A 20,773-nucleotide genomic window follows, 5' to 3' on the forward strand; every position below is an offset into this window, starting at 1 on the left:
GGACGTCCCCCCGTGCTCCTCGACGGGAAACGTAAGCACCCCGACAGTCCGAGACAATCCGAGGGCCAGGGGCAGGCCACCTCGTCCCTACCCCACCCGGGCAAGCGCGAGCCGGCCCTCCCAGCGCTCCTCCAGCGCCTTCACGAGCCCCTGGTGGTCCGGGTCCTGGAGCTTGGGGTCGGTGTCCATGATGCGCCGCGCTTCCACCTGCGCCAGCGACAGGAGGTCTCCGTCGCGCACGAGGTTCGCCACGGCCAGCTCCGGCAGACCGCTCTGCCGCGTGCCCAGGAACTCACCGGGGCCGCGGATCTCCAGGTCCTTCTCCGCGATGACGAAGCCGTCGCTGCTGCGCTCCATCACGCCCAGCCGCTCGGTGGACTCCCAGGAGCGCGCGGCGCCCGCGACGAGGAAGCAGTAGCTGGCCGCGGCGCCACGGCCCACGCGCCCGCGCAGCTGGTGCAACTGCGACAGGCCGAAGCGCTCCGCGGCCTCCACCACCATGACGGACGCGTTGGGCACGTCCACGCCCACCTCCACCACCGTGGTGCACACGAGCAACTGGATGCGCTTGTCGCGGAACGCCTCCATCACGGCGTCCTTCTCCTCCGGCTTCATGCGCCCGTGCAGCAGGCCCACGGAGGCGGAGGGGAAGACGACCTGCAGCTTCGCCGCGCCCTGGGTGGCGTCCTCCAGGTCCAGCTTCTCCGACTCCTCCACCAGCGGATAGACGACGTAGGCCTGGTGGCCCTTCGCCAGCTCCGCGCCCACCGCTTCGTAGACACGCGCGCGCTGCTCGTTGTTGAAGACGCGCGTGGTGATGGGCGTGCGGCCCGGCGGGAGCTGGTCGATGATCGACACGTCCAGGTCGCCGTAGAGCGTCATCGCGAGCGTGCGCGGGATGGGCGTGGCGGTCATCACCAGCACGTCCGGCGTGAGCCCCTTGCTCATGAGCGTGTGGCGCTGGAGCACGCCGAAGCGGTGCTGCTCGTCGATGACCACGAGCCCCAGCTTCTGGAAGGACACGCCGCCTTCGATGAGCGCGTGCGTGCCGACGGCCAGGTGTATTTCCCCCTTCGCCACGGCCTCGCGCACCTCGCGCTTGTGCTTCGCGGTGCCCGCCGCGCTGATGAGCCCCACGCGGTAGCCCAGCGGCTCCAGGATGCGGCGGAAGGTGCGCTCGTGCTGCTCGGCCAGGATTTCGGTGGGGGCCATCACCGCCACCTGGTAGCCGTCCTGGAGCGCCACCATGCCGGCCACGAGCGCCACGGCCGTCTTGCCGCTGCCCACGTCGCCCTGCACCAGCCGGTTCATCGGCTCCGGGCGCGCCATGTCGCGTGCGATGTCGCCCACCACGCGGGCCTGCGCGCCGGTGAGCTGGAAGGGCAGCGCGGCACGGGCCTTCTCCAGCCGCTCCGGGGTGACGTCGAAGGCGATGCCCTCCTCCGCCTTGATGCCCTGGCGCTTCAGGGCCATGCCGAGCTGGAGGAAGAACAGCTCGTCGAACGCGAGCCGGCGGTGCGCGGGGCTCTGGTGCGCGTCCAGCGCTTCCAGGTCCGCGTCGTCGGGTGGGAAGTGGATGAAGCGCAGCGCGTCCGGCAGCCCCATCAGGTGGTAGCGGCGGCGCAGGTCCGCGGGCAGCGGCTCCTCCAGGTGGTGCGCGTGCTGTTCGCTGATGCGCGAGGTCAGCTCGCGGAAGGAGCGCTGCTCACCGCGCTCGAAGCCCGGGTAGACGGGGACGATGCGGTGGAAGTGGACGGAGGTGGTGTTCTCCAGGTCCTCGGCGGGCTCAAGCTCCGGGTGGGCCATCTCCCGGCCGTTCATGGAGGCGCGCACTTCACCGGAGAGGACCAGCTGCTTGCCCACGGAGAAGCGGCTCTTGAGCCACGGCCCCGCGTTGAAATAGGTGGCGGCGATGCTGCCAGAGCGGTCGCCCACGACGGCGCGGAACATGCGCTTGCCGCCGCGTCCCGGGACGAAGTCGGCCGTCTTGACGGTGCCCACCGTGACGCCGCGCTCGCCGGGGATGAGCTCCGCGATGGTGCGCAGCCGGCGGCGGTCCTCGTAACAGCGTGGCAGGAGGAACAGGATGTCGCCGGTGCGGCGCAGGCCCTTCTTGTCGAGGGCGGCGATGAGGCGCGGCCCCAGGCGCTTGCCCAGCGTCTTGAGCGGCGCGGACAGCGGACCGGTGCGCGGCGCGATGGACAGGAGCTTCGCCTCGGAGCGGGACGCCTCCGCGCCCGCGGCCTTGGCCTTCTTCTTCCGGGTCTTCTCGGCGGGAGCACGGTCCGCCTGCGGAGCGCCCTTGCGAGGGTCCGTGCCGGGCTTCGTCGCGGGAGCGCGGGCCACCGCATTGCCGGGACCGGCGGCCGCGGCACCACGGGCAGCAGTCATGCGCGCACCGTAGGGCTGGGCGTCGCTCTGTACCGGACCGGCCGTGCCGTTACGGGAGGCCGCCATGCGCGCGCCATAGGGCACGGGCTCGCCCCTGGCCGGGCCTGGGTTCGCGGTCCTCGCGCTCAACGGGAGCGTTTCGGACACCGGGGCCTGACGGGCCTGCGGTGCCCCGCCCACCTGGGGCACGGGGTCCTGTGAACGCCAGGGCGGCACGGTGTTGCCTCGCGCCTCCTGCGTCCCTGGCGGCGGCGTCAACCGGCGACGGGGCGGCGCGGGGATGAGCTCCCCTTCGAGCACGTGCGCCCGCTCCGGCGCACGCGGGACCCCCGCCGCCACGGCGTTGATCTCCCCGGTGACGACCACCCGCTCCAGCTCCTCCGGCAGCGCCACGCCGCTGAGCTTCAGCGCGCCCAGCACCTGGCGCAGCGCGGCCTTGCGGTGCTCCGGCGGCGCGGGCGGATCCACGTGCGGCAGCGCCGCCTTCAGCTCCTCCAGCGCGCGCGCATCCACGCCCCCGGCCGCCGCCAGGGTGCGCTCCATCAGGGTGCGCAGGTCCTTGACGATGCCGAGCTGCGCGAAGTCACGCTGACACGCGTACTTGAGAGGTCCAACGAGGCTGGCGAGCGGGTGGTTCACGCGGATTTTCCAGCCTCCATCCTACGAAGCGCTCCTGACGCCGCGCGGAAAACGAAACCGGGGGAGCGAGCCCAGGCCCGCCCCCCCGAAGGACACCCGGCCAGCCGGGCTTCAGCTCTGGCTGACGGGCTCTTCCTGCGGATCCTCGAAGCTGATGGCCACGACCTCCAACTCGCGGACACCGCCCGGGCTCTGCACCGTCGCGATGTCGCCCACCTTCTTGCCGATGAGCGCGCGCGCCACCGGCGAGGTGACGGCGATCCACCGCTTCTTCAGGTCCGCCTCCGTCTCACCCACCAGCCGGTAGCTGATGGTCTTGTCGTTCTCCGTGTCCACCAGCTCCACGGTGGCGCCGAAGACGACCTTGTCGCCGCCCAGCTTCGCCGGGTCGATGACCTCCGCGCGGGCAATCCAGTCACCAAGGGTCAGGATGCGCCCCTCGATGTGCGACTGCTTCTCCTTGGCCGCGTGGTACTCGGCGTTCTCACGCAGGTCGCCGTGCGCGCGCGCGACCTCGATCTCACGCGAAATCTTGCCCCGCTCCACGGACTGGAGGTGCTTCAGCTCGTCCTTGAGCTTCTGCAGACCGTGGGGGGTCATCGGGATGTTGTCGCTCCCGCTCATCGAACCACCGCTCCTTCCATCACCTGGCTGCATGCATCGGGGGTCCGGCGCTCCCTCCTGGAACCCGGCCCGCGACTCGAAAGGGTCAATGTAGGGAACGAGCGACTCGCGGGTCAACGAAAGCCTCATCACGACCGTCCGGTAGTGGCTGGGCGCCCGACGGCCGACCCGTTAGGCTGCCTTCCGTGCTGTCCGTCCAGGAATTGCGCGCGCTCGCCTCCGCCCTGCCCGTGGGCGCCTTCCAGCATCAGCTGGGCCCCTTCGCACTGGTGCAGCGTCCGCCGTCGGAGCTGTCCGCCGCCGCGCTCGCGCCCACCCGCATGGCGGACCCCGGCGACGTCGAACAGGGCATGCTCGCCCTGCTCTTCGAGTTCGACGACCTGCTCGTCGCCACGCTCCCCAACCTGAAGGACTCCGACGTGCTGCGGATTGGCCGGCGGCTGGACTGCGAGCTGGTGCTGGACGACGGGTCCGTGTCCAAGCAGCACGCGGAGCTCAAGTGGAGCCGTGCGGAGGCCCGCTGCACCGTGCGCGACCTGGGCTCCACCAACGGCACCTTCGTCAATGCCAGCACCATCGGGAAGCGCGAGGTGCCGCTGCGGGGCGGCGACATCCTCAGCTTCGGCAACGTCCAGTTCTGGTACCTGCTCACCGACGCGCTGCACGAGCGGCTGCGCGCGGGCGCGGCCTCCGGCCTGGGCTCCCACTCCGGCTGAAGGCAGCTCCGCCAAACTTCACGGACAGGCGCCGCAGTCCGCCGCGCACGCGTTGTATGTGTTGGAGGTCCCGCAGGACTCCGTGATCTGGCAGACGCCGTCACCGCACACGGCCACCTCTGATTCACGCACGCGCGTGGTGAGCGGCTGGAAGCCGACCCCGCCCGCCGTGCAGCTCGCGAAGGCGAGCCCCGCCGTGCCATCCGGGGTGCACACCGCCGAGCAGCTCCCCACGTAGACCAGCGGCGCGCACGTCATGCGCGGCGCCCCGGAGCCATCCACCACGGCGCACGCGCGCGTGGTGCTCTGGTTCGCGGCGAGGGGCGGGTTGTTGCTGCCGGCGTAGATGCCCTGCCCCTGGAAGAGGTTGCCGAAGAAGCACGACTCCGGCCGGGTGAACGTGGCCAGCTCCTCCGCGGAGGAGGCAATCGGCTGTCCCATCCCACTCCGGCCCTGCACGGAGATGGGCACGCTCACGCCGAAGGGATTCGCGTGCGCGGCGAGACACGCGGAGACGATCTGCTGCTCGGCCACCGTCGCGGCCGCGCCCCCGGCCCAGCCCGGCGCCAGCCCCAGCAGTCCGTGCCAGGTGTGCAACGTGTTCGTTGGCGCATGGGTATACGCGCGCGACTGCCCCGCCGGGACGGCGCAGCGCACGACGTAGCGCATGACTTCATCCGCGAGCGCCGGATCCATGCTGAACCACGACGCGAAGGCCTCGGTGGACATGCCATTGAACGACAGGCCATTGAACGACAGCCCGTTGAATGACAAGCCATTGTAGGACAGCCCATTGGCGGACAGCTGGTTGTAGCTGAGCGCGTCCTGCTCCTGCGTGGCCAGCGTCTCCACTGGCGCGGGTTCCTTCGCGCCAGGGTCACAGCCCGCCCCGAGCACCGCCAGGGTCAGGCTCCAGGCCCCGAACAGCATGCGCACTCCCGCTCCACGACGACGCCCATTCTCCATGTTCCCCATGTGTGCACCCTCCTGCCGCCTTGGGGTCCTCGGTGGGACCCGGGTCATTCGGACGAGAAGGGCGTCAAAGACAAACGGGCGAGCAGCGCCCCCTCACGCACGAAAAGTGTGACCACGTTGTACGTGGGGCAAGGCATGAGAGGCATGGGAAACGCGGGAGCGAGGCCAGGGCCGACACTCGGGACGTCTGGGGTTGAACGCGCAGGCCAGCGTTCATCCAGGAACGTGAAGGCCGTGGCCCTCCGGGGTGAGGGGACGCATCCCTACCCCGGCGCCACGGCCGTCTGTTCCAGCCCGTGAGAGTTTGGGATTACCGCTGCTGCGCCATGCCGAGCTTCACCTGGCCCTTGTTCAGCTTCAGGGCGGTCAGCTCGCGGTTGATGTTGGCCAGGTCCGTCTGGGTGAGGACGCCCGGATCATGTCCGCCCGGGGGGCCACCGCCCTTGGGAGGCTTGCCTTCCGGGGCGACGGCGCCGCCGCGGTCCGGATCCACCAGGGACACGCCGCCGCTCTCCACGGAGGAGAGCGCCTTGAAGCCGGCGGTGGTGCTGGCCGCGTCCTTCTGGCTGAGCTGCTTCACCAGCGTGAGCTTTCCGGTGCTCCGGTCATACCGGTACATCCGGGTGCCCTTGGCGCCTTCATCCACGGCCACGTCCACCGCGCCGGTGGCCTTCTGCGTCGCGGGGCTGGCGATGGGCTTCGCCGCCGGAGCGGTCTTCACCGCATTGTTCGGGGTCCTCACCTGCTGGGCCCCGGCCTGCGTCGCCGACAGCGTGGCGATCCCCACGGCCATCCTTCCCACTGCGGACTTCCAACGCGTGATCATGCTTCCTCCCGGTTCCCATACGCGCGACGGCGCGGATATTCGCCGGGACTCTAACTATTCGAACGCGACCAGGTCCTGGACCCACCGGGCGCTGCCCTGCTGGAGCCACCTGGCACGTGTGTCCCGGAGCGCCTGGGCGGGCGGCGTGCCGCGTCGCAGCGCGTCCAGCAGCGCCTGGAAGAAGGCCCCGGCCTCCACGTCCGGAACCTCCGTGGACGGCGCGACCACGGCCCGGGCGCCCGCCTGGATGAGCGCGGCCGGCAGGCTCCACACCGCGTGGTAGCGCCACGCGCCCACGTTCGCGTCGCAGGCGGCCAGCATCACCACCGGGGCGCCCTGGAGCGTGTGACCCTCCAGGTCCTCCGCGGTGAGCGCGTAGCGGCCGGCCGCGTCCGGGGACAGCGCCAGGAAGGCCGCGTCGGACACGGCGCCGGAGAGGCCGTGCGTGTGCAGCTCCACCTCCGTGGCGTCCTTCATCTCCGCGAGCACGGCCTCCGGCGTGGCCGCGCGGCCCCGCAGGTGGACGTCGCCCGGGCCCGTCACGCCCTTCCACGGCATCAGGTGCGGCAGCCCCAGGGACGCGGGCGGCTCCACGTCGGACACCACCAGCCGCTTCGGAGCGGGCGCCGCGGCCGGGGCCTCCACGCGGTGGCCGCCGGGGGCCAGGTAGCTCCAAGCGCGGTCCGCCGGCAGCAGCCCGGGGCGCCCCTGGAGGATGGGCTCCGCCAGCACCCGCACGGCGTCGCAGCCCGCGAGCACCTGGAGGAGCGGCTCGGGCACCGCGGGCACCTGTTCACGCAGGGGGCGCTTCAGGGCGTTGAGGTACAGCCCGCTGCTCGCGCCGGTGGGGCCCCGGGCGACGAAGAGCATCCGTTCATCCTGGCCGGCCAGCGCCAGCAGGCACGACGTGGGCGCGGTGCGGTCCACCTCCTCCGCGATGAGGTCCACGGCGGGGCCCCACTCCTTCGCCCGGCCGGCGTCCATCACCAGCACGTGGTGGCTGTGGGCCCAGGCCTTGCGCGCCTCGATGTCCGTGGAGCGCTGGAGCGCGGAGCCGGTGATGACCCTGCGGAGGATCCGCTGGCCCTCCTCGCGATCGCGCTCGATGAGGATGCGCCCCTCGATGTGGTCCACGAGCAGCCGCTCGCCGGCCGTCAGCGACGGGTCGTCACGCAGCACGCGGATGCGCTCGCGCACGCGGTCCAGCTCGCGGCCCGGCACCGCGCTGCCCTCCAGCCGCAGCAGGTCTCCGGCGACGGCGACCTCCAGGAGCGTGGGCGCGCTGGGACAGGCGAGCGCGTCCTGCACCTCGCGCCGGGAGCGCTTCGCGTCCAGGTCCTCCACGAAGAGCAGCGCCCGTGCGTGGTGGTATTCCGAGCGGCGCGCGCAGTCCTCTGGATCGTGCTGGACGTACTCGTCCAGGAACGCGCGGGCCAGCGCCGGGTCGTGGCTCAGCCGCGCGCTCGTCACCAGCTCGGCCAGGAGCATCTCCTCCTGGAACCAGCTGTCGCTGCGGAAGGCCTCCTCCAGCGCGGAGCGGGCCAGGGACTCGGCCTCCTTGCGGCGGTCCAGCCGGTTGTAGAGGCCCGCCAGGTGCCGCTGGAGGTCGACGCAGCGGTACTGGAAGCCCGCGCTCCGGCACGCGGCCAGGCCGTCCTTGAGGGACGTCTCCGCCGTCTGCGTGTCGCCCCGCGCCTGCGCCGCCTGGGCCCGGCCGCGCGCGAGCGGGGCGTCGTACCAGGCGGGCTCGCCGGACTGACGCACGAGCGTCGTCAGCTCGTCGACGAAGTGGTCCTCCAGGTGGAGCAGCAGGATGGCGCCCATGAGCAGGTCGCGCTCGTTGGAGCGCCGCAGCCGCGCGAGGAACGCGTCCGCCTCCGCGCCCTCCAGCGTCCGCGTGCCTGCGAGGATGTCGCGGTAGGTGTTCGCCAGCGGGCCGCGCTTGAGGAAGTCCGCCGCCGCGACGCGGGCCACGTAGGCGCTCGCCGTCTTCGTGCGGGTGACGTCGTCCAGCAGCTCGGCCAGCGGCGCCAGCGCCTTCACGCGCTCCACGGACGTGGCGGCGCGCAGCGCGTGGTAGAGGTACAGCCGCGCGAGGTCCGGGTTGCGCCGCGCCATGGTGGCCGGGTACGGCGTGCCGTCCAGCGCCAGCGCCATGCCGGCCGCGTTCATGGCCTTCCACGAGTCCCGCCGCGCCAGCGCGCCCTTGCGCAGGCCGTCCGCGCGCTCGCGGGCCTCGGTGCTCCAGCCGGGCTCCTTCGCCTGCGCCACACGGGAGAACTCCGCCGCGGCGGCCAGCTCCAGCGAGAGCGCCTGGAGCGCGAGGCCCCGGTTCCAGTGCAGCCGCGCGTCGTCCGGCGCGGACTCCAGGCCGACTTCCAGCAGCGACAGCGCGCGCTCCGGCTGGGCCCGGCCCAGGGCCGCCAGCGACAGGTCGCCCATGACGGCGGGCGACGCGGGCAGGCGCTCCAGGATGCGCTCCGCGCGCTCGAAGTCCCCGGCCGCGAGCCAGGCGGTCGCGACGCCGTGCAGGTCCCCCTTCGCCTCCAGCTCCGTCAGGGCCTTGAGGTCCAGCTCCGGCCGGCCGTCCCCGCTGCCACGCATCGTGCCCGTGGCACGGTAGTCCGCGAGCCCCGGGTGGCTGAGCCGTCCCTCCAGCGGGCGCGCGGCGGCGAGCGCGAAGGGCAGCACGCGCTCCTGTTCGGACGAACGCCACGGACGCCCCACCGCCAGCACCGCGAGCACCACCGCGGCAGCCGCTGCCGCGAAGCCCGCCACGCGGCGGCGATCCCAGCTCGGGCGAGAACGTTCGGAGCGAACAGGCGAAGACCGCGACCCGGTGTCGGGCAGCGGAGCGGAAGGAGTTACCGTCCCCGGCACGGCCCGTAGTCCCGCACCAGGCCGGGCTTCCGCGCTCGACGACGCCTCGGCGCTCGCATGCGCACCGGGCCGGGCTTCCGCCTCGGGTGACTTCACGGTCGCTGCATGCGCACCGGTCGCGGTCTCTAGACCAGAAGGCGCTCCAGCCGAGGGTCGTGCACCGGCCTCCGCGCGTGCGTCCGCGGCGGCCTGGACGAGGAGGCTCGCCTGCACCTGGTCCTCCAGGGCGGCCTGGCACTCGGCGCAGTCCGCGAGGTGGACCTGGAAGGCCTCGGCCTCCTCGAGCGGAAGCTCTCCGTCCACGAAGGCGGCGAGCTGTTCACATGACACCGTCACGCTGGACCCTCCGCGGTGCCTTCACGGGCCAGCAGCAGCTCCTTGAGCTTCTTGCGCGCCCGGAACAGGCGGGTGCCCACCGTCATGGACGGGATGCCGAGCCGCCGGCCGATCTCCGCGTAGCTCTGTCGCTCCATGTCCTTCATGCGCACCACCTCGCGCAGCTCCGGGGGGAGCTGCTCCACCGCCTTCCACACGTCGTCCAACGTGTAGCGCGCCCAGGTCTCCGGGGCGGCTTCGGCCTCCGCCAGGGTGTCCCCCATCGCGTCGGTGAATTCCTCCTGGGGGTGGCGCCGGTCGTGCCGGCACCAGTCGAGGAAGCGTCGAACGAGGATGGACGCCAGCCACGCCATGGGGGGCGCGGACCGGTCATACGTATGGAACGCGCGGAAGGCGCGCTCGTAGGTCTCCTGCAGCAGGTCCTTCGCGTCCGCCGGGTTGCGGCCCCGGCACAGGATGCGGGCCCGTGCCTCCAGCGCCGGCGCGCACTGCGCGACGAGCGCCTGGAACTCCGCGGCGTCCTCACGGGAAGCCGAAGGCACCTCCGTGTCGGAGGCGGAGGACTCCCCGGGCCGGGGGGCGACGCGGGGCGATCGCGGGCGGAACACCACGGGGGCGTTCCTAGCAGGAGCCGCCCCGCCCGCGAAGTCTGTCGACACCCTCCCCCGCGCTTCCCACCCGCCAGGTGGGCCGCCCGGAACGGCGGCCCGGAGGGCTAGCAGGAGCTGGTCCCCAGGCGGACGCCCGTGCGCACCCGCGTCTTGAAGGCCCCCAGCGCCGCGCCCACGCCCGTGACGCGGATCTTGCTGTAGCCCGTCCCACCCGAGCCGATGTTGACGCGCAGGATGCACAGCCCGTTCGGGAAGAAGACCCCCGGCGGAATCCAGTTGCCCGTCGTCGTCACCGAGCCCATCGAGTACCAGAGGCTGTTCTTGTAGCCGAACGCGGAGCCGATGATCGCCACTCCCTTGCAGGCGCTCTCGCCGACGTTGCTCGACGCCGGGATGACCTCCACGAACGGCTGGGCGAACTTGCCCCCCAGGCCCGACACCTCCGTGACGAAGCGGTTGGGACAGTCCGTCTGGTCATAGGAGCTGTCATTGGAGGCCGCCGCCGCGTCCAGGTAGCCGCACGAAGGATGGACGGCCGTGACCGCCGCGCCGTCCGGCTGCGCCAGCACCACGCCCGGGTTCACGCAGGACTCGTCCATGCCCTGCTCCTGGCTGGCGATGGACTCGTCCGCGACGCTGGAGTCATCCACCTGCGCCTCCTCCAGCGGGCCCCCACAGGCGGTGGCGAGCGAGGCGGCGAACACGAAGGCGGCGGAAGGCAGGAAGCGCATGGGGGGACTCCGGGGCTGAGGGGAAGCCCGTGGCCGGGCTCCACCCTGTTACGTCGGCTGTCGCGCTTATTCCCCCGCGCCATTTCCACGCCGTTTTTCGGCCGTGCTAAGGCACCGCGCGTGGACATCGACAAGCCCTACCTGCTGTTCCTGGGAGACGTGAAGGATCAGCTCGCGGCCAAGACGGCCCACGGCATCGTGGACTGGCGGCCCGACTGGTGCGTGGGTCAGCTGCGCCTCCCGGGCTGCGCGGCGGACTGTGGCCTGCCAGACATGGACATCGCCCAGGCGAAGGCGAAGGGCGCGCGCACGCTGGTGGTGGGCGTGGTGAACCCGGGCGGCGTGCTGGCGGACGCGTGGGTGGACACGCTGGTGCGGGCGCTGGAGGCCGGGCTGGACGTGGCCACCGGGCTGCACAAGCGGCTGTCGTCCTTCCCCGCCGTGGCGGCCGCGGCGGCGAAGCACGGGCGCAAGCTGCACGACGTGCGCTTCCCGGACCGGGACTTCGCCACGGGCCAGGGCACGAAGCGGCCCGGCCTGCGCGTCCTCACCGTGGGCACCGACTGCGCGGTGGGCAAGAAGTACACGGCGCTGGCGCTGGAGAAGGAGCTGCGCCAGCGCGGTTGGAAGGCGGACTTCCGGGCCACCGGGCAGACGGGCATCCTCATCTCCGGGCGCGGCGTGGCGCTGGATGCCGTCGTGTCCGACTTCGTCGCCGGCGCGGCGGAGTGGCTCACCCCCGCGAACGACTCGGACCACTGGGACGTGGTGGAGGGTCAGGGGTCGCTGTTCCACCCCTCCTTCGCGGGCGTCACGCTGGGCCTGCTGCACGGCGCGCAGCCGGACGCCTTCATCGTCTGTCACGAGCCCACGCGCACGCGCATGCGGGGCGTGAAGCACCCGCTGCCGTCCATCCAGGACGTCATCGACCGCACGGTGCTGGAGGGCCGCCTGACGAACCCGGCCATCCAGTGCACGGGCATCGCCATCAACACCGAACACCTGGGCGAGGACGAAGCGCGCTCGCTCCTGGAGGCCACCGGCCGGGCGCATGGCCTGCCCTGCGTGGACCCGCTGCGCACGGGCGCGGGCCCCCTGGCCGACGCGCTGGCGAGCCGCTTCCCGCGCGGGTGACACACCGCCCTTTCCGCGAAACCCTCTCCACCGGAGCGGGTCACGGTATATTGAGGAAACCATGGGACGCATTTTCGAGACACGCAAGGCGACGATGTTCGCCCGCTGGAACAAGATGGCGAAGGTCTTCACGCGCATCACGAAGGACATCGTGATTGCCGTGAAGGCGGGCGGGCCGACGATCGAATCAAACCCCGCGCTGCGCCGGGCCGTGCAGAACGCCCGCGCGGCGAACATGCCGAAGACCAACGTGGACGCCGCCATCAAGCGCGCCAGTGGTCAGGACCAGGCCGACTACCAGATCCTCCTCTACGAAGGCTACGCGCCCCACGGCGTGGGCATCCTGGTGGAGGCCGCGACGGACAACGTCACGCGCACCGTGGCCAACGTCCGCTTCCCCTTCACCAAGCTGGGCGGGAGCATGGGCACGGCGGGCAGCGTGTCCCGCCTCTTCGAGCACATGGGCGCCATCCGCCTGGACGCCGAGGGCGTGAACGCCGAGGAGCTGGAGCTGGAGCTCATCGACCACGGCCTGGAGGAGATGGGCGAGACGACCGGCGAGAAGGGCGAGAAGCAACTGCTCCTGCGCTGCAAGTTCGCGGACTTCGGCAAGCTCATGTCCGCGATTGAAGCCAAGGGCATCGCGCCCGTGTCCACGCAGTCCGAGTACATCCCCCTGCCCGGCACCCTCAAGGAGCTGCCCGAGGACCAGGCCACGGAGGTCCTCAAGCTGGTGGACATGCTGGAGCAGGACGACGACGTGCAGCACGTCTTCCACAACCTGGCCTGACGCCCCCCGCGGACTCAGGCCCCCGTAGCCGGGGCCTGCGTCCCGGCGCTCGGCAGGACGCGCTGCATGACCCAGCCCAGCACCAGCACCAGCGCGCAGCCGATGACGTTGAACCAGAGGTAGCCCACGTCCGAGAGGAAGAAGAGGGCAATCACCGTCGCCTGGGAGAGGACGGCCGCCGCGAACACGGCATGACCGCGCACGTGTTTCACGAAGAAGGCCACCAGGAAGATGCCCAGCACCGTGCCGTAGAAGATGGACCCCAGGATGTTGATGGCCTGGATGAGGTTGTCCAGCAGCGAGGCGAAGGTCGCGAACGCCACCGCGACCAGCCCCCAGAACACGGTGAACAGCTTGGACGCCACCAGCACGTGCCGGTCCGAGGCGCCGGGCTTGAACACCCGCCGGTAGAAGTCCACCGTCGTGGTGGTCCCCAGCGCCGTCAGCTCGCTGGAGATGGAGCTCATGGCCGCGGACAGGATGACGGCGATGAGCAACCCGAACAGCCCGCTGGGCAACCAGCGCTTCACGAAGGCGATGAAGATGTAGTCCGAGTCCTTCGTCTCCGCGCCCGGGAGCGCGCGCGCCACCATGGCCTTGGCCTCCTTGCGGACCGCGCTCGCCTGTTTCTGCGCGTCCTGGAGCAGCGCCCGTGAGGCCTCGCCGGCCGCCGCGTCACCGGACTCGACGGCCGCCAGGTAGCGCTCCACCTCCGCGCGCTTGCCGGACTGGACCTGCTCCCACTTCGCTTCCAGCCCGGCGTACTCGGCCGCCTGCGGCGTGCCCTGCACGCGGGTGCGCAGCGCGTCGTTGAAGAGCAGCGGCGGCGTGCTGAACTGGTAGAAGACAAAGACGAGGATCCCGACGAAGAGGATGAAGAACTGCATCGGGATCTTCAGCACGCCGTTGAAGAGCAGCCCCAGCCGGCTCTCGGAGATGGAGCGGCCCGTCAGGTAGCGGCCCACCTGGGACTGGTCCGTGCCGAAGTACGACAGCGACAGGAACAGCCCTCCCGTGATGCCGGACCAGAAGTTGTAACGGTCCTGCATGTCGAAGTCGAAGCTCACCACGTTCATCCGGCCGAACGCGCCCGCGACGTCCACCGCCTTGCCGAACGACACGTGCGCGGGCAGGCGCCAGAGGATGACCGCGGCGGCCACCACCATGCCGCCCATCATCACCACCATCTGCTGCTTCTGCGTCTGGCTCACGGCCCGGGAGCCCCCCGTCACCGTGTAGAGGATGACGAGCGCGCCCATGACGATGACCGTGGGCTCCAGCGGCCAACCGAGGATGGTGGAGAGGATGATGGACGGCGCGTAGATGGTGATGCCCGCCGCCAGGCCGCGCTGGATGAGGAAGAGGAAGGCGCCCAGCAGCCGCGTCTTCAGGTCGAAGCGAGACTCCAGGTATTCGTACGCGGTGATGACGTTCAGCCGGTAGTAGATAGGCACGAAGACGGCGCTGATGATGACCATCGCGATCGGCAGTCCGAAGTAGAACTGCACGAAGCGCATCCCGTCCTCGTAGGCCTGCCCGGGGACGGAGAGGAAGGTGACGGCGCTGGCCTGCGTGGCCATGACGGCCAGGCCAATGGTGGGCCACTTCAGCTCACGGCCTCCCCGCATGTACTCGTCGCTGGTGGCCTGCCCCCGGGACTTCCAGAGGCCCCACACCACGATGAACGCAATCGTCCCGCCCAGGACCAGCCAGTCGAGCCCCGTCACGCGTACGCCCCGGTGAGCGCCCAGAACAGGGCGACGAACAGCACGAAGACGCCCAACACCAGGATGTAGATGTTGCGCCAGGAGCCCAGGAGCGGCGGTGCGTCATCGAGCTCGGGCCGGTGCGCGGGGGCGGCGCCGGCGGGCTCGCGGGGAGTCAGATTGGGAGCGGTGCTCATGGGGAGAGGATGTTGGCCAACAGGCGGTAGGCGCCGGGAACCCCGGCGGGGAGCTGACGGAAGAAGGCGAGGCCCGTGTAGATGAACGTGCCCTTGCCGTGACGCGCGACCAGCAGCGCGCCCTGGAGCGGCGCCTCGCCGGCATCGTTCATGGCGAACACGGGCTGATAGTGGGCGTCCCACGACGACGCGAAGTAGAGGCCCCGCTCCTGGACCCAGCCCGCGAAGTCCGAGGCCGTCAGCGCATTGGGCACGCGCAGCAGCGGTTCATTGGCGCGCAGCGGCGTCATCACCGCCGTCTCATCCGTCACCCGGTCGCGGCCAATCTCCATCGGATGGGGCCCGACGAAGGACGTGAGCGGCCCCACGCGGCTGTTGGTGTTGTACTGCACCACCAGCCGCCCACCGCCCTCCACGTACTGGAGCAGCCGCTCCCGGTGGACGGTCAGGTGCGGGTTGGCGTTGAAGGCGCGCACGCCCACGAGGATGGCGTCGAAGCGCTCCAGCGGCTCGCGGGCCAGCCGCTCCTCGGGAAGCAGCGTCACGTCATAGCCCACCGCGCTCAGGCTCTCCGCGACGCGGTCACCCGGACCGGGGATGTAGCCGATGCGCTTGCCCTTCGTGGCCAGGGAGAACGGCACCACCGTGGCCGTGGAGGGCTGGCGCACCGTCAACGGCGGGATGTGGGGATGGGACACGGAACGGGCACGCCACGACCACGCGCGGCCTGCCACGTCGACCTCCACGGAGAGGACTCCCTGCTGCGTCGCGCCCTGGGGCGGCGTGACCTGGAAGGTGGCGGTGCGCTCGTCTCCGCGCGCCGCGAGCTTGAACTCGACCGAGGCGGGCTCCACGCGCCAGCCGGGCGGCGCCACCATCCGCACCTTGCCCGGCACCTGGTCCATCCCCGCGACCAGCACCACCGGCACGGCACGGGACTCGCCGTTGGGGAACATGAGCACGTCCTGCGCCAGGGTGGCGGTGACGGGCGGGCCGAGCTCGAAGTCACGGTAGAGCTCGCCGCGAACCGGATCCGTCCAGGCGTGGACCACCGGACGCTCCGCGCGGAAGCGCCGGCCCGCGACCTGATACTCGAACGTCACCGATAGCGCGGGAGGACCCTCCGGCTGGCCGGTGAGCGCGCGGTCCTCTCCCTTGAGCGTGTAGAGCCCGCCGGTGATGGGCTCCCGGAGCCAGTAGGGCGTGGAGATGGGCGCCGTCGCCGGCAGCGTCACCGTGCGCGACAGCTTCAGGGGCACGTTCGCGCCGAGCGCCTTCCCCACGGCCTCAGGCTTCTCGCCTGGCAGGGTCAGCCCCACCCACTCGACGGCGGCGGGCGAGCGGTTCAGCGCCACCACGTCCAGCGCCACGGGCAGGCCCGGGATGCCCAGGGGCGCGGCGGCACGCACCTCCAGGAACAGCCCCGCGCAGGCGGCGATGAGCGCCTCCGTCTCACGCAGCTTGGGCGCCTTCCATGGGTGGCTGTCCGGCAGCGCGGTCAGCGCGTCGTGGACGCGGACGAGCGCGGGCAGGGAGCGGTGGGGGGCGCGCGCATCGAACGCCTTCGCCGCGGCGGCCACCGCGCTGGCGACGGCCTCCGAGCCCTTCCAGCGCTTCCAGGAGAACTCGAGCCCCTCGAACACGTCGCGCTTCGGGAGCGTGCCCGCCAGCGGCGTGAAGTACTCCATGGCGGGCCCCCGGTCCGCGGCCTGGCCGAAGCCCTGGCTCTTGTGCTGGCTGCGGCTCTCCGCGGCCACCTCCCCCCACGAACGCCCGAGCAACGCGTCGTAGCCGCCCACCTCCAGCTTCACGTAGCGGGACAGGTCCTCATCGGGCTTGAACGACCACGAGGAGGCGTTCTGCAGCAGGCGGTCCGCCTTCCACGGCTTCACCTCGGACAGCTGCTCGGGGAAGCGCTTCGGATCCGCGGCGGCGATGAAGGCCTCCGCCGCCAGCAGCGCGGAGGCCGTGTGGTGGCCGTGGTTCGGCGGCTGCGTGGTGAAGCGGGTGATGATGACGTCCGGCTGGAAGCGCCGGATGGCGAGCACCACATCCGCCAGCACCGCGTCATGTCCCCAGATGCGCAGCGCCTCTTCCGCGCTCTTCGAGTAACCGAAGTCCCGCGCTCGCGTGAAGTACTGCTCCGCGCCATCCACGCTCCGCGCGGCGAGCAGCTCATGCGTGCGGATGAGCCCGAGCAGGGCGTCCTGCTCGGTGCCGATGAGGTTCTGCCCACCATCCCCGCGCGTGAGGGACAGGTAGCCCGCGCGCAGGCCGCGTTCTCCCACCAGCCACGCGAGCAGGCGCGTGTTCTCGTCGTCCGGGTGGGCCGCGACATAGAGGACGCTGCCCGTCACACCGAGCCGCTTCAGGCCCGCCGCGATCTCACCCGCGTGGGGCTGCCGTGAGGGCCGCGCCATCGCCGTCGACCCGAATCCAAGGCTCATGGCCAGCGTCATTCCAAGGAGCAGGTTCCGCATTCGCACGGACCCTATACCAACCGGTGCGGTCCGCATTCATTCCGGAATGACGCTCGCCGCCATGCACGGACGCAAGGTGCGAGTCCGCACTTCCGGTGGCGTGCCCGCCGCGACCTGTTATCACGACAGGCCGTGACGTCCTCGTTCTCGACCGCGTGGCTGCGCGGAGATGCGTCCGCGCTCTCCTTCCTGTCCAATGACTATCTGCACCGCGAAGCGCGCGCCCGCGCCGTGGCCGCCGCCGCGTCGCGCACGGTGTCGCCCGCGCTGCTGGACGTCCTCGCCGCGCAGAACGCGCGCCTCGCGCCGAGTCCCGCCCGGGAGCGGAACCTCGCGCTGCTCGCGCGGCCCGGCACCGTGGCGGTGGTGACGGGACAACAGATGGGCCTGTTCCTGGGCCCGCTGTACACGCTCTACAAAGCCGCGTCCGCCATCGTCACGGCGCGCGCGCTCCAGGAAGAAACCGGCCGGCCCTGTGTTCCCGTCTTCTGGCTCCAGACGGAGGACCACGACCTTCCGGAGATCGACCACTGTGTCATCCCACGTCCGGGCGGAGGGCCCTGTCGTCTGGCGCTCGAGCTTCCGGATGCGGCCACGTCTCGAGCGCCCATCGCCCACCGCCACCTGGGCCCGAGCGTCCTCACCGCCCTGGCCACCCTCCGCGCCCAACTGGGAGCGGAACCCCACGCGGAGGAGTTCCTCTGCCTGCTGGAGGGGGCCTACCGGCCCGAAGCCACGCTCGCGGGCGCCTTCACCGACGTGCTGTCGTCCCTCTTCGCCGACGAGGGCCTCATCTTCCTCGACCCGAGGGACGCACGGCTGGCACCACTGGCCGCGCCCGTGCATCGCTTCGCCCTCCAGGAAGCGGGACCCCTCTCCGCGGTGCTCGCGGCCCGCGCGGAGGCGCTCACCCGCGCGGGCTACGCGGTGCAGGTCCATGTCCGCCCGGGTTCGCCGCTCAGCTTCTTCTCACCGGATGCGCTCGATGGCCCGCGCTACCGGCTGGACCCGGCGGAGGCGGGCACCTGGAGCCTGGTGGGCCAGCCGGAAGGCAGCGCCATCACCCAGGACGCGCTGCACGCCGCCCTGGAGCGCGAACCCATGCGCTTCACCACGTCCGCGCTGCTGCGTCCCCTCCTCCAGGACACCTGGCTCCCCACGGCGGCGTATGTCGGCGGCCCGGGCGAGCTGGCCTACTTCGCGCAACTGGCACCGCTCTATGCCCACGCGGGCCGGCCGATGCCGCTCGCCATCCCCCGGGCCCGCTTCCGCGTGCTCGATGACCGCGCGCGCCGGTGGCTGGGCAAGGCGGGGCTCCAGCCGGATGAGGTGAACGTGCCGCGCGACACGCTGCTCACGCGGCTGGCCACGCGGAATGCCCCGGAAGCGCTGGAGACGCCCGAGGCCCTGGAGGCCCGCCTCTTCGGCGCGTTCTCCTCCGAGCTGGAGCGCGTCGCCGGACAGGTGTCGGCGGTGGACGCGAACCTCCAGGACGCGCTGCGCCGAACCCGGGGCACCGTGCGGGTCGCGGTGTCCCGGCTGGCGGGCCGCTACCGCCGCGCGCTCGCCCGGCGCGATGCCACGATGGCCGGACAGGTGGACCGCCTGCGCACGTTCCTCTTCCCGCAGGACGCGCCCCAGGAGCGTGTCCTGGGGCTGCCCTACTTCGCCTGCCGCATCGGGATGCGTGCCTTCACGAAGCAGGTGCTGGACGCGTGTGTCCCCTTCTCCGGTGACTCGAAGGACCTGACGCCATGAGCACGACCGGCACCGCCTACGGCATCGACGTCCTCGCCTTTGGCCCCCACCCGGATGACGTGGAGCTGTTCTGCGGCGGGCTGATGGCGAGCATGGCCACCCGCGGCTACCGCACCGGCATCGTCGACCTGACGCGCGGCGAGAAGAGCTCGCGCGGCACACTGCAATCCCGCGCGGAAGAGACGGAAGCCGCCAGCCGCGCGCTGGGGCTGGCCCACCGTGAGAACCTGGAGCTGCCCGACGGATGGCTCAATCCGTGGGCGGGCTTCGACACGCCCGAGCCCGAGCGCGCCCGCACCGCCGCCGTGGCCCGCGTGGTGGAAGTGCTGCGCCGCCTGCGTCCGGAGCTGGTCGTCGTGCCCTGGGAGCAGGAGCGGCACCCGGACCACGAGGCGGCCAGCGCGCTGGTGACGCGCGCCCTTTTCTTCGCGGGCGTGCGCAAGTTCGACGCGGAGCCCCCAGCGGAGCCCTTCACGCCCCGGCAGGTTCTCTACTACCCGCTGCGGCACCTGGCGGAGCCCAGCGTCGTCGTCGACGTCTCCTCCGTCTACGCGCAGAAGCTGGCGGCGGTGCACTGCTACGCCAGCCAGGTGCTGCCCCGCCCGGACGCCCCTCCCACGCTGGTGGGCTCACCGCTGTCGCTGTCCTCGCTGGAAGCCCGGGACCGCTTCTACGGCGCGCGAATTGGCGTCACCCACGGCGAGCCCTACGTCCTGCGCGAGACGCTGGGGCTGGCCGACCCGCTGGACCACTTCCGCAGGAATAGCTTCGCCCGGCCCCTGTTCTTCCCGGCACGCACATGAACGCCCCGCTCAACGTGGCCATCACCTGCTTTCCGACCTTCGGTGGCAGCGGCATGGTCGCCACGGAGATTGGCCTCGCGATGGCGGACCGGGGGCACCGCGTCCACTTCATCGCCCGGGACCTGCCAGTCCGGCTCCATGGCGCGAACCGGAAGGTCGTCTTCCACGAGGTGACCGAGAGCGACTACCCGGCGCTCCAGCAGTCCAGCACCTATCCCATCGCGCTGGCCTCCAAGATGATCGAGGTCGCCAGCTACGAGCGCCTGGACATCCTGCACGTCCACTACGCGGTGCCGCACGCCACCGCCGCGTGGATGGCGCGCGAGGTGCTGGGCCCCAGGGCGCCGCGCGTCGTCACCACGCTGCACGGGACGGACACCACGCTGGTGGGAATCGACCCCAGCTACCTGCCGATTACACGCTTCTCCATCCTGCGCAGCGACGCGGTGACGGTGCCGTCGGCGTACCTGCGCCGCGCGACGTGGCAGGGCTTCGACATCCCCGAGAGCGTCCCCATCGACGTCATCGCCAACTTCGCGGACACCGCGCGCTACGCCCCGATACGCGACCGCGCCTGCCTGCGCGCCCTCTTCCCGGACCTGCGAGACACCGAGCCGGTGCTCATCCACGTCTCCAACTTCCGGCCGGTGAAGCGCATCACCGACGTGGTCGCCATCTTCACCGAGGTCCACCGCCAGCGTCCCTGCCGGTTGGTGATGGTGGGAGACGGTCCGGAGCGCTCCCCCGCCGAGCGGACGCTGCGGGAGAAGGGCCTGGAGGACCGCGTCGCGTTCCTCGGCAAGCAGGACCGCTTCGAGGAGCTGGTCGCCGCCTCCGACGTCTTCCTGCTCCCCAGCGAGCAGGAGAGCTTCGGGCTGGCCGCGCTGGAAGCGTTGAGCTGCGGCATTCCCGTGGTGGCCAGCGACCTGGGCGGAATCCCGGAGCTCGTCACGCATGGAGAGACGGGCTTCCTGGCGCCGCTGGGGGACGTCCCCGCCATGGCCCGGCACGTGCTCACGCTGGTCGAGGACGCGAAGCGCTGGCAGGCCTTCTCACACCGCGCGCGGGAGCGGGTCCTGGACCGCTTCCAGAAGGACCCCGCCATCGACCGCTACGAGGCGCTCTACCGCCGGCTCCTGACGGGGCCCCTCGAACGCTGAGGAGCCCCGGGAGCAC

At 71.5% G+C, this 20,773-nt stretch carries 16 protein-coding genes; 6 read left to right on the forward strand and 10 right to left on the reverse strand.

The annotated features are described in order from the left end of the window. Window positions 1–87 precede the first annotated feature (87 nt). Both recG and greA read right to left on the reverse strand, forming a co-directional pair. On the reverse strand, window positions 88–3,030 hold the full coding sequence (recG, locus tag JYK02_RS11335; RefSeq protein WP_207050939.1) for an ATP-dependent DNA helicase RecG: 2,943 nt from the start codon (window positions 3,028–3,030) through the stop codon (window positions 88–90). Window positions 3,031–3,141: 111 nt separating this feature from the next. Then, window positions 3,142–3,654, reverse strand: a complete 513-nt coding sequence (gene greA / locus JYK02_RS11340) for a transcription elongation factor GreA (RefSeq protein ID WP_207050940.1) — start codon at window positions 3,652–3,654, stop codon at window positions 3,142–3,144. Between the two features lie 185 nt (window positions 3,655–3,839). Here greA and JYK02_RS11345 point away from each other — a divergent pair, with 185 nt between their 5' ends. Next, window positions 3,840–4,370, forward strand: coding sequence for an FHA domain-containing protein (locus JYK02_RS11345; RefSeq protein ID WP_207050941.1), 531 nt, complete (start codon window positions 3,840–3,842; stop codon window positions 4,368–4,370). An 18-nt stretch (window positions 4,371–4,388) separates the two neighbouring features. On the opposite strand, the gene JYK02_RS11350 is transcribed toward JYK02_RS11345, so the two are convergent. From JYK02_RS11350 to JYK02_RS11370, 5 genes are all read right to left on the reverse strand, one after another. After that, entirely contained in the window at window positions 4,389–5,300 is a 912-nt protein-coding gene (locus JYK02_RS11350; RefSeq protein WP_242588697.1) for a hypothetical protein, read from the reverse strand. A 355-nt stretch (window positions 5,301–5,655) separates the two neighbouring features. Continuing rightward, a complete protein-coding gene (locus tag JYK02_RS11355; RefSeq protein ID WP_207050943.1) occupies window positions 5,656–6,138 on the reverse strand; it encodes a hypothetical protein in 483 nt (160 codons plus the stop codon). An 87-nt stretch (window positions 6,139–6,225) separates the two neighbouring features. Further along, window positions 6,226–9,387, reverse strand: a complete 3,162-nt coding sequence (locus JYK02_RS40750) for a CHAT domain-containing protein (protein WP_207050944.1) — start codon at window positions 9,385–9,387, stop codon at window positions 6,226–6,228. Next, on the reverse strand, window positions 9,384–9,995 hold the full coding sequence (locus tag JYK02_RS11365) for an RNA polymerase sigma factor (protein ID WP_347402466.1): 612 nt from the start codon (window positions 9,993–9,995) through the stop codon (window positions 9,384–9,386). The genes JYK02_RS40750 and JYK02_RS11365 overlap by 4 nt, the downstream gene beginning before the upstream one ends. A gap of 107 nt (window positions 9,996–10,102) precedes the next feature. Continuing rightward, window positions 10,103–10,729 carry a hypothetical protein gene (locus tag JYK02_RS11370; protein ID WP_207050946.1) on the reverse strand — a complete coding sequence of 209 codons (627 nt, stop codon included), beginning with the start codon at window positions 10,727–10,729 and terminating at the stop codon, window positions 10,103–10,105. Between the two features lie 120 nt (window positions 10,730–10,849). Between JYK02_RS11370 and dgcN the strand changes: the two genes are divergently transcribed. After that, window positions 10,850–11,863: an N-acetyltransferase DgcN gene (gene dgcN / locus JYK02_RS11375; protein WP_207050947.1), complete on the forward strand. Its 1,014-nt coding sequence runs from the start codon at window positions 10,850–10,852 to the stop codon at window positions 11,861–11,863. 61 nt (window positions 11,864–11,924) lie between these two features. Next, window positions 11,925–12,653 (forward strand): YebC/PmpR family DNA-binding transcriptional regulator, encoded by a 729-nt coding sequence (locus tag JYK02_RS11380; protein ID WP_207050948.1) that lies wholly within the window; start codon window positions 11,925–11,927, stop codon window positions 12,651–12,653. Window positions 12,654–12,667: 14 nt separating this feature from the next. On the opposite strand, the gene JYK02_RS11385 is transcribed toward JYK02_RS11380, so the two are convergent. Genes JYK02_RS11385 through JYK02_RS11395 form a run of 3 tightly spaced genes read right to left on the reverse strand, consistent with a single transcriptional unit; the run spans window position 12,668 to window position 17,036 of the window. Continuing rightward, complete coding sequence (locus tag JYK02_RS11385) at window positions 12,668–14,380, reverse strand: sodium:solute symporter family transporter (protein WP_207050949.1); 1,713 nt, start codon at window positions 14,378–14,380, stop codon at window positions 12,668–12,670. Next, the gene (locus JYK02_RS11390) at window positions 14,377–14,556 is read right to left on the reverse strand and encodes a hypothetical protein (RefSeq protein ID WP_207050950.1); all 180 of its coding nucleotides are present in this window, start codon (window positions 14,554–14,556) and stop codon (window positions 14,377–14,379) included. Before JYK02_RS11390 ends, JYK02_RS11385 begins: the two co-directional genes overlap by 4 nt. Then, a complete protein-coding gene (locus tag JYK02_RS11395; protein ID WP_207050951.1) occupies window positions 14,553–17,036 on the reverse strand; it encodes a PIG-L family deacetylase in 2,484 nt (827 codons plus the stop codon). Before JYK02_RS11395 ends, JYK02_RS11390 begins: the two co-directional genes overlap by 4 nt. A gap of 132 nt (window positions 17,037–17,168) precedes the next feature. Between JYK02_RS11395 and bshC the strand changes: the two genes are divergently transcribed. From bshC to bshA, 3 genes are read left to right on the forward strand one after another with little or no spacing between them, the layout of a single operon-like run. Then, entirely contained in the window at window positions 17,169–18,794 is a 1,626-nt protein-coding gene (bshC, locus tag JYK02_RS11400) for a bacillithiol biosynthesis cysteine-adding enzyme BshC (RefSeq protein WP_207050952.1), read from the forward strand. Next, the gene (gene bshB1 / locus JYK02_RS11405) at window positions 18,791–19,597 is read left to right on the forward strand and encodes a bacillithiol biosynthesis deacetylase BshB1 (protein ID WP_207050953.1); all 807 of its coding nucleotides are present in this window, start codon (window positions 18,791–18,793) and stop codon (window positions 19,595–19,597) included. The genes bshC and bshB1 overlap by 4 nt, the downstream gene beginning before the upstream one ends. Next, entirely contained in the window at window positions 19,594–20,757 is a 1,164-nt protein-coding gene (gene bshA, locus JYK02_RS11410) for an N-acetyl-alpha-D-glucosaminyl L-malate synthase BshA (RefSeq protein ID WP_207050954.1), read from the forward strand. The genes bshB1 and bshA overlap by 4 nt, the downstream gene beginning before the upstream one ends. The last annotated feature ends 16 nt before the right edge of the window (window positions 20,758–20,773 follow it).

It is taken from the genome of Corallococcus macrosporus, assembly GCF_017302985.1.
GTDB lineage: Bacteria > Myxococcota > Myxococcia > Myxococcales > Myxococcaceae > Corallococcus > Corallococcus macrosporus_A.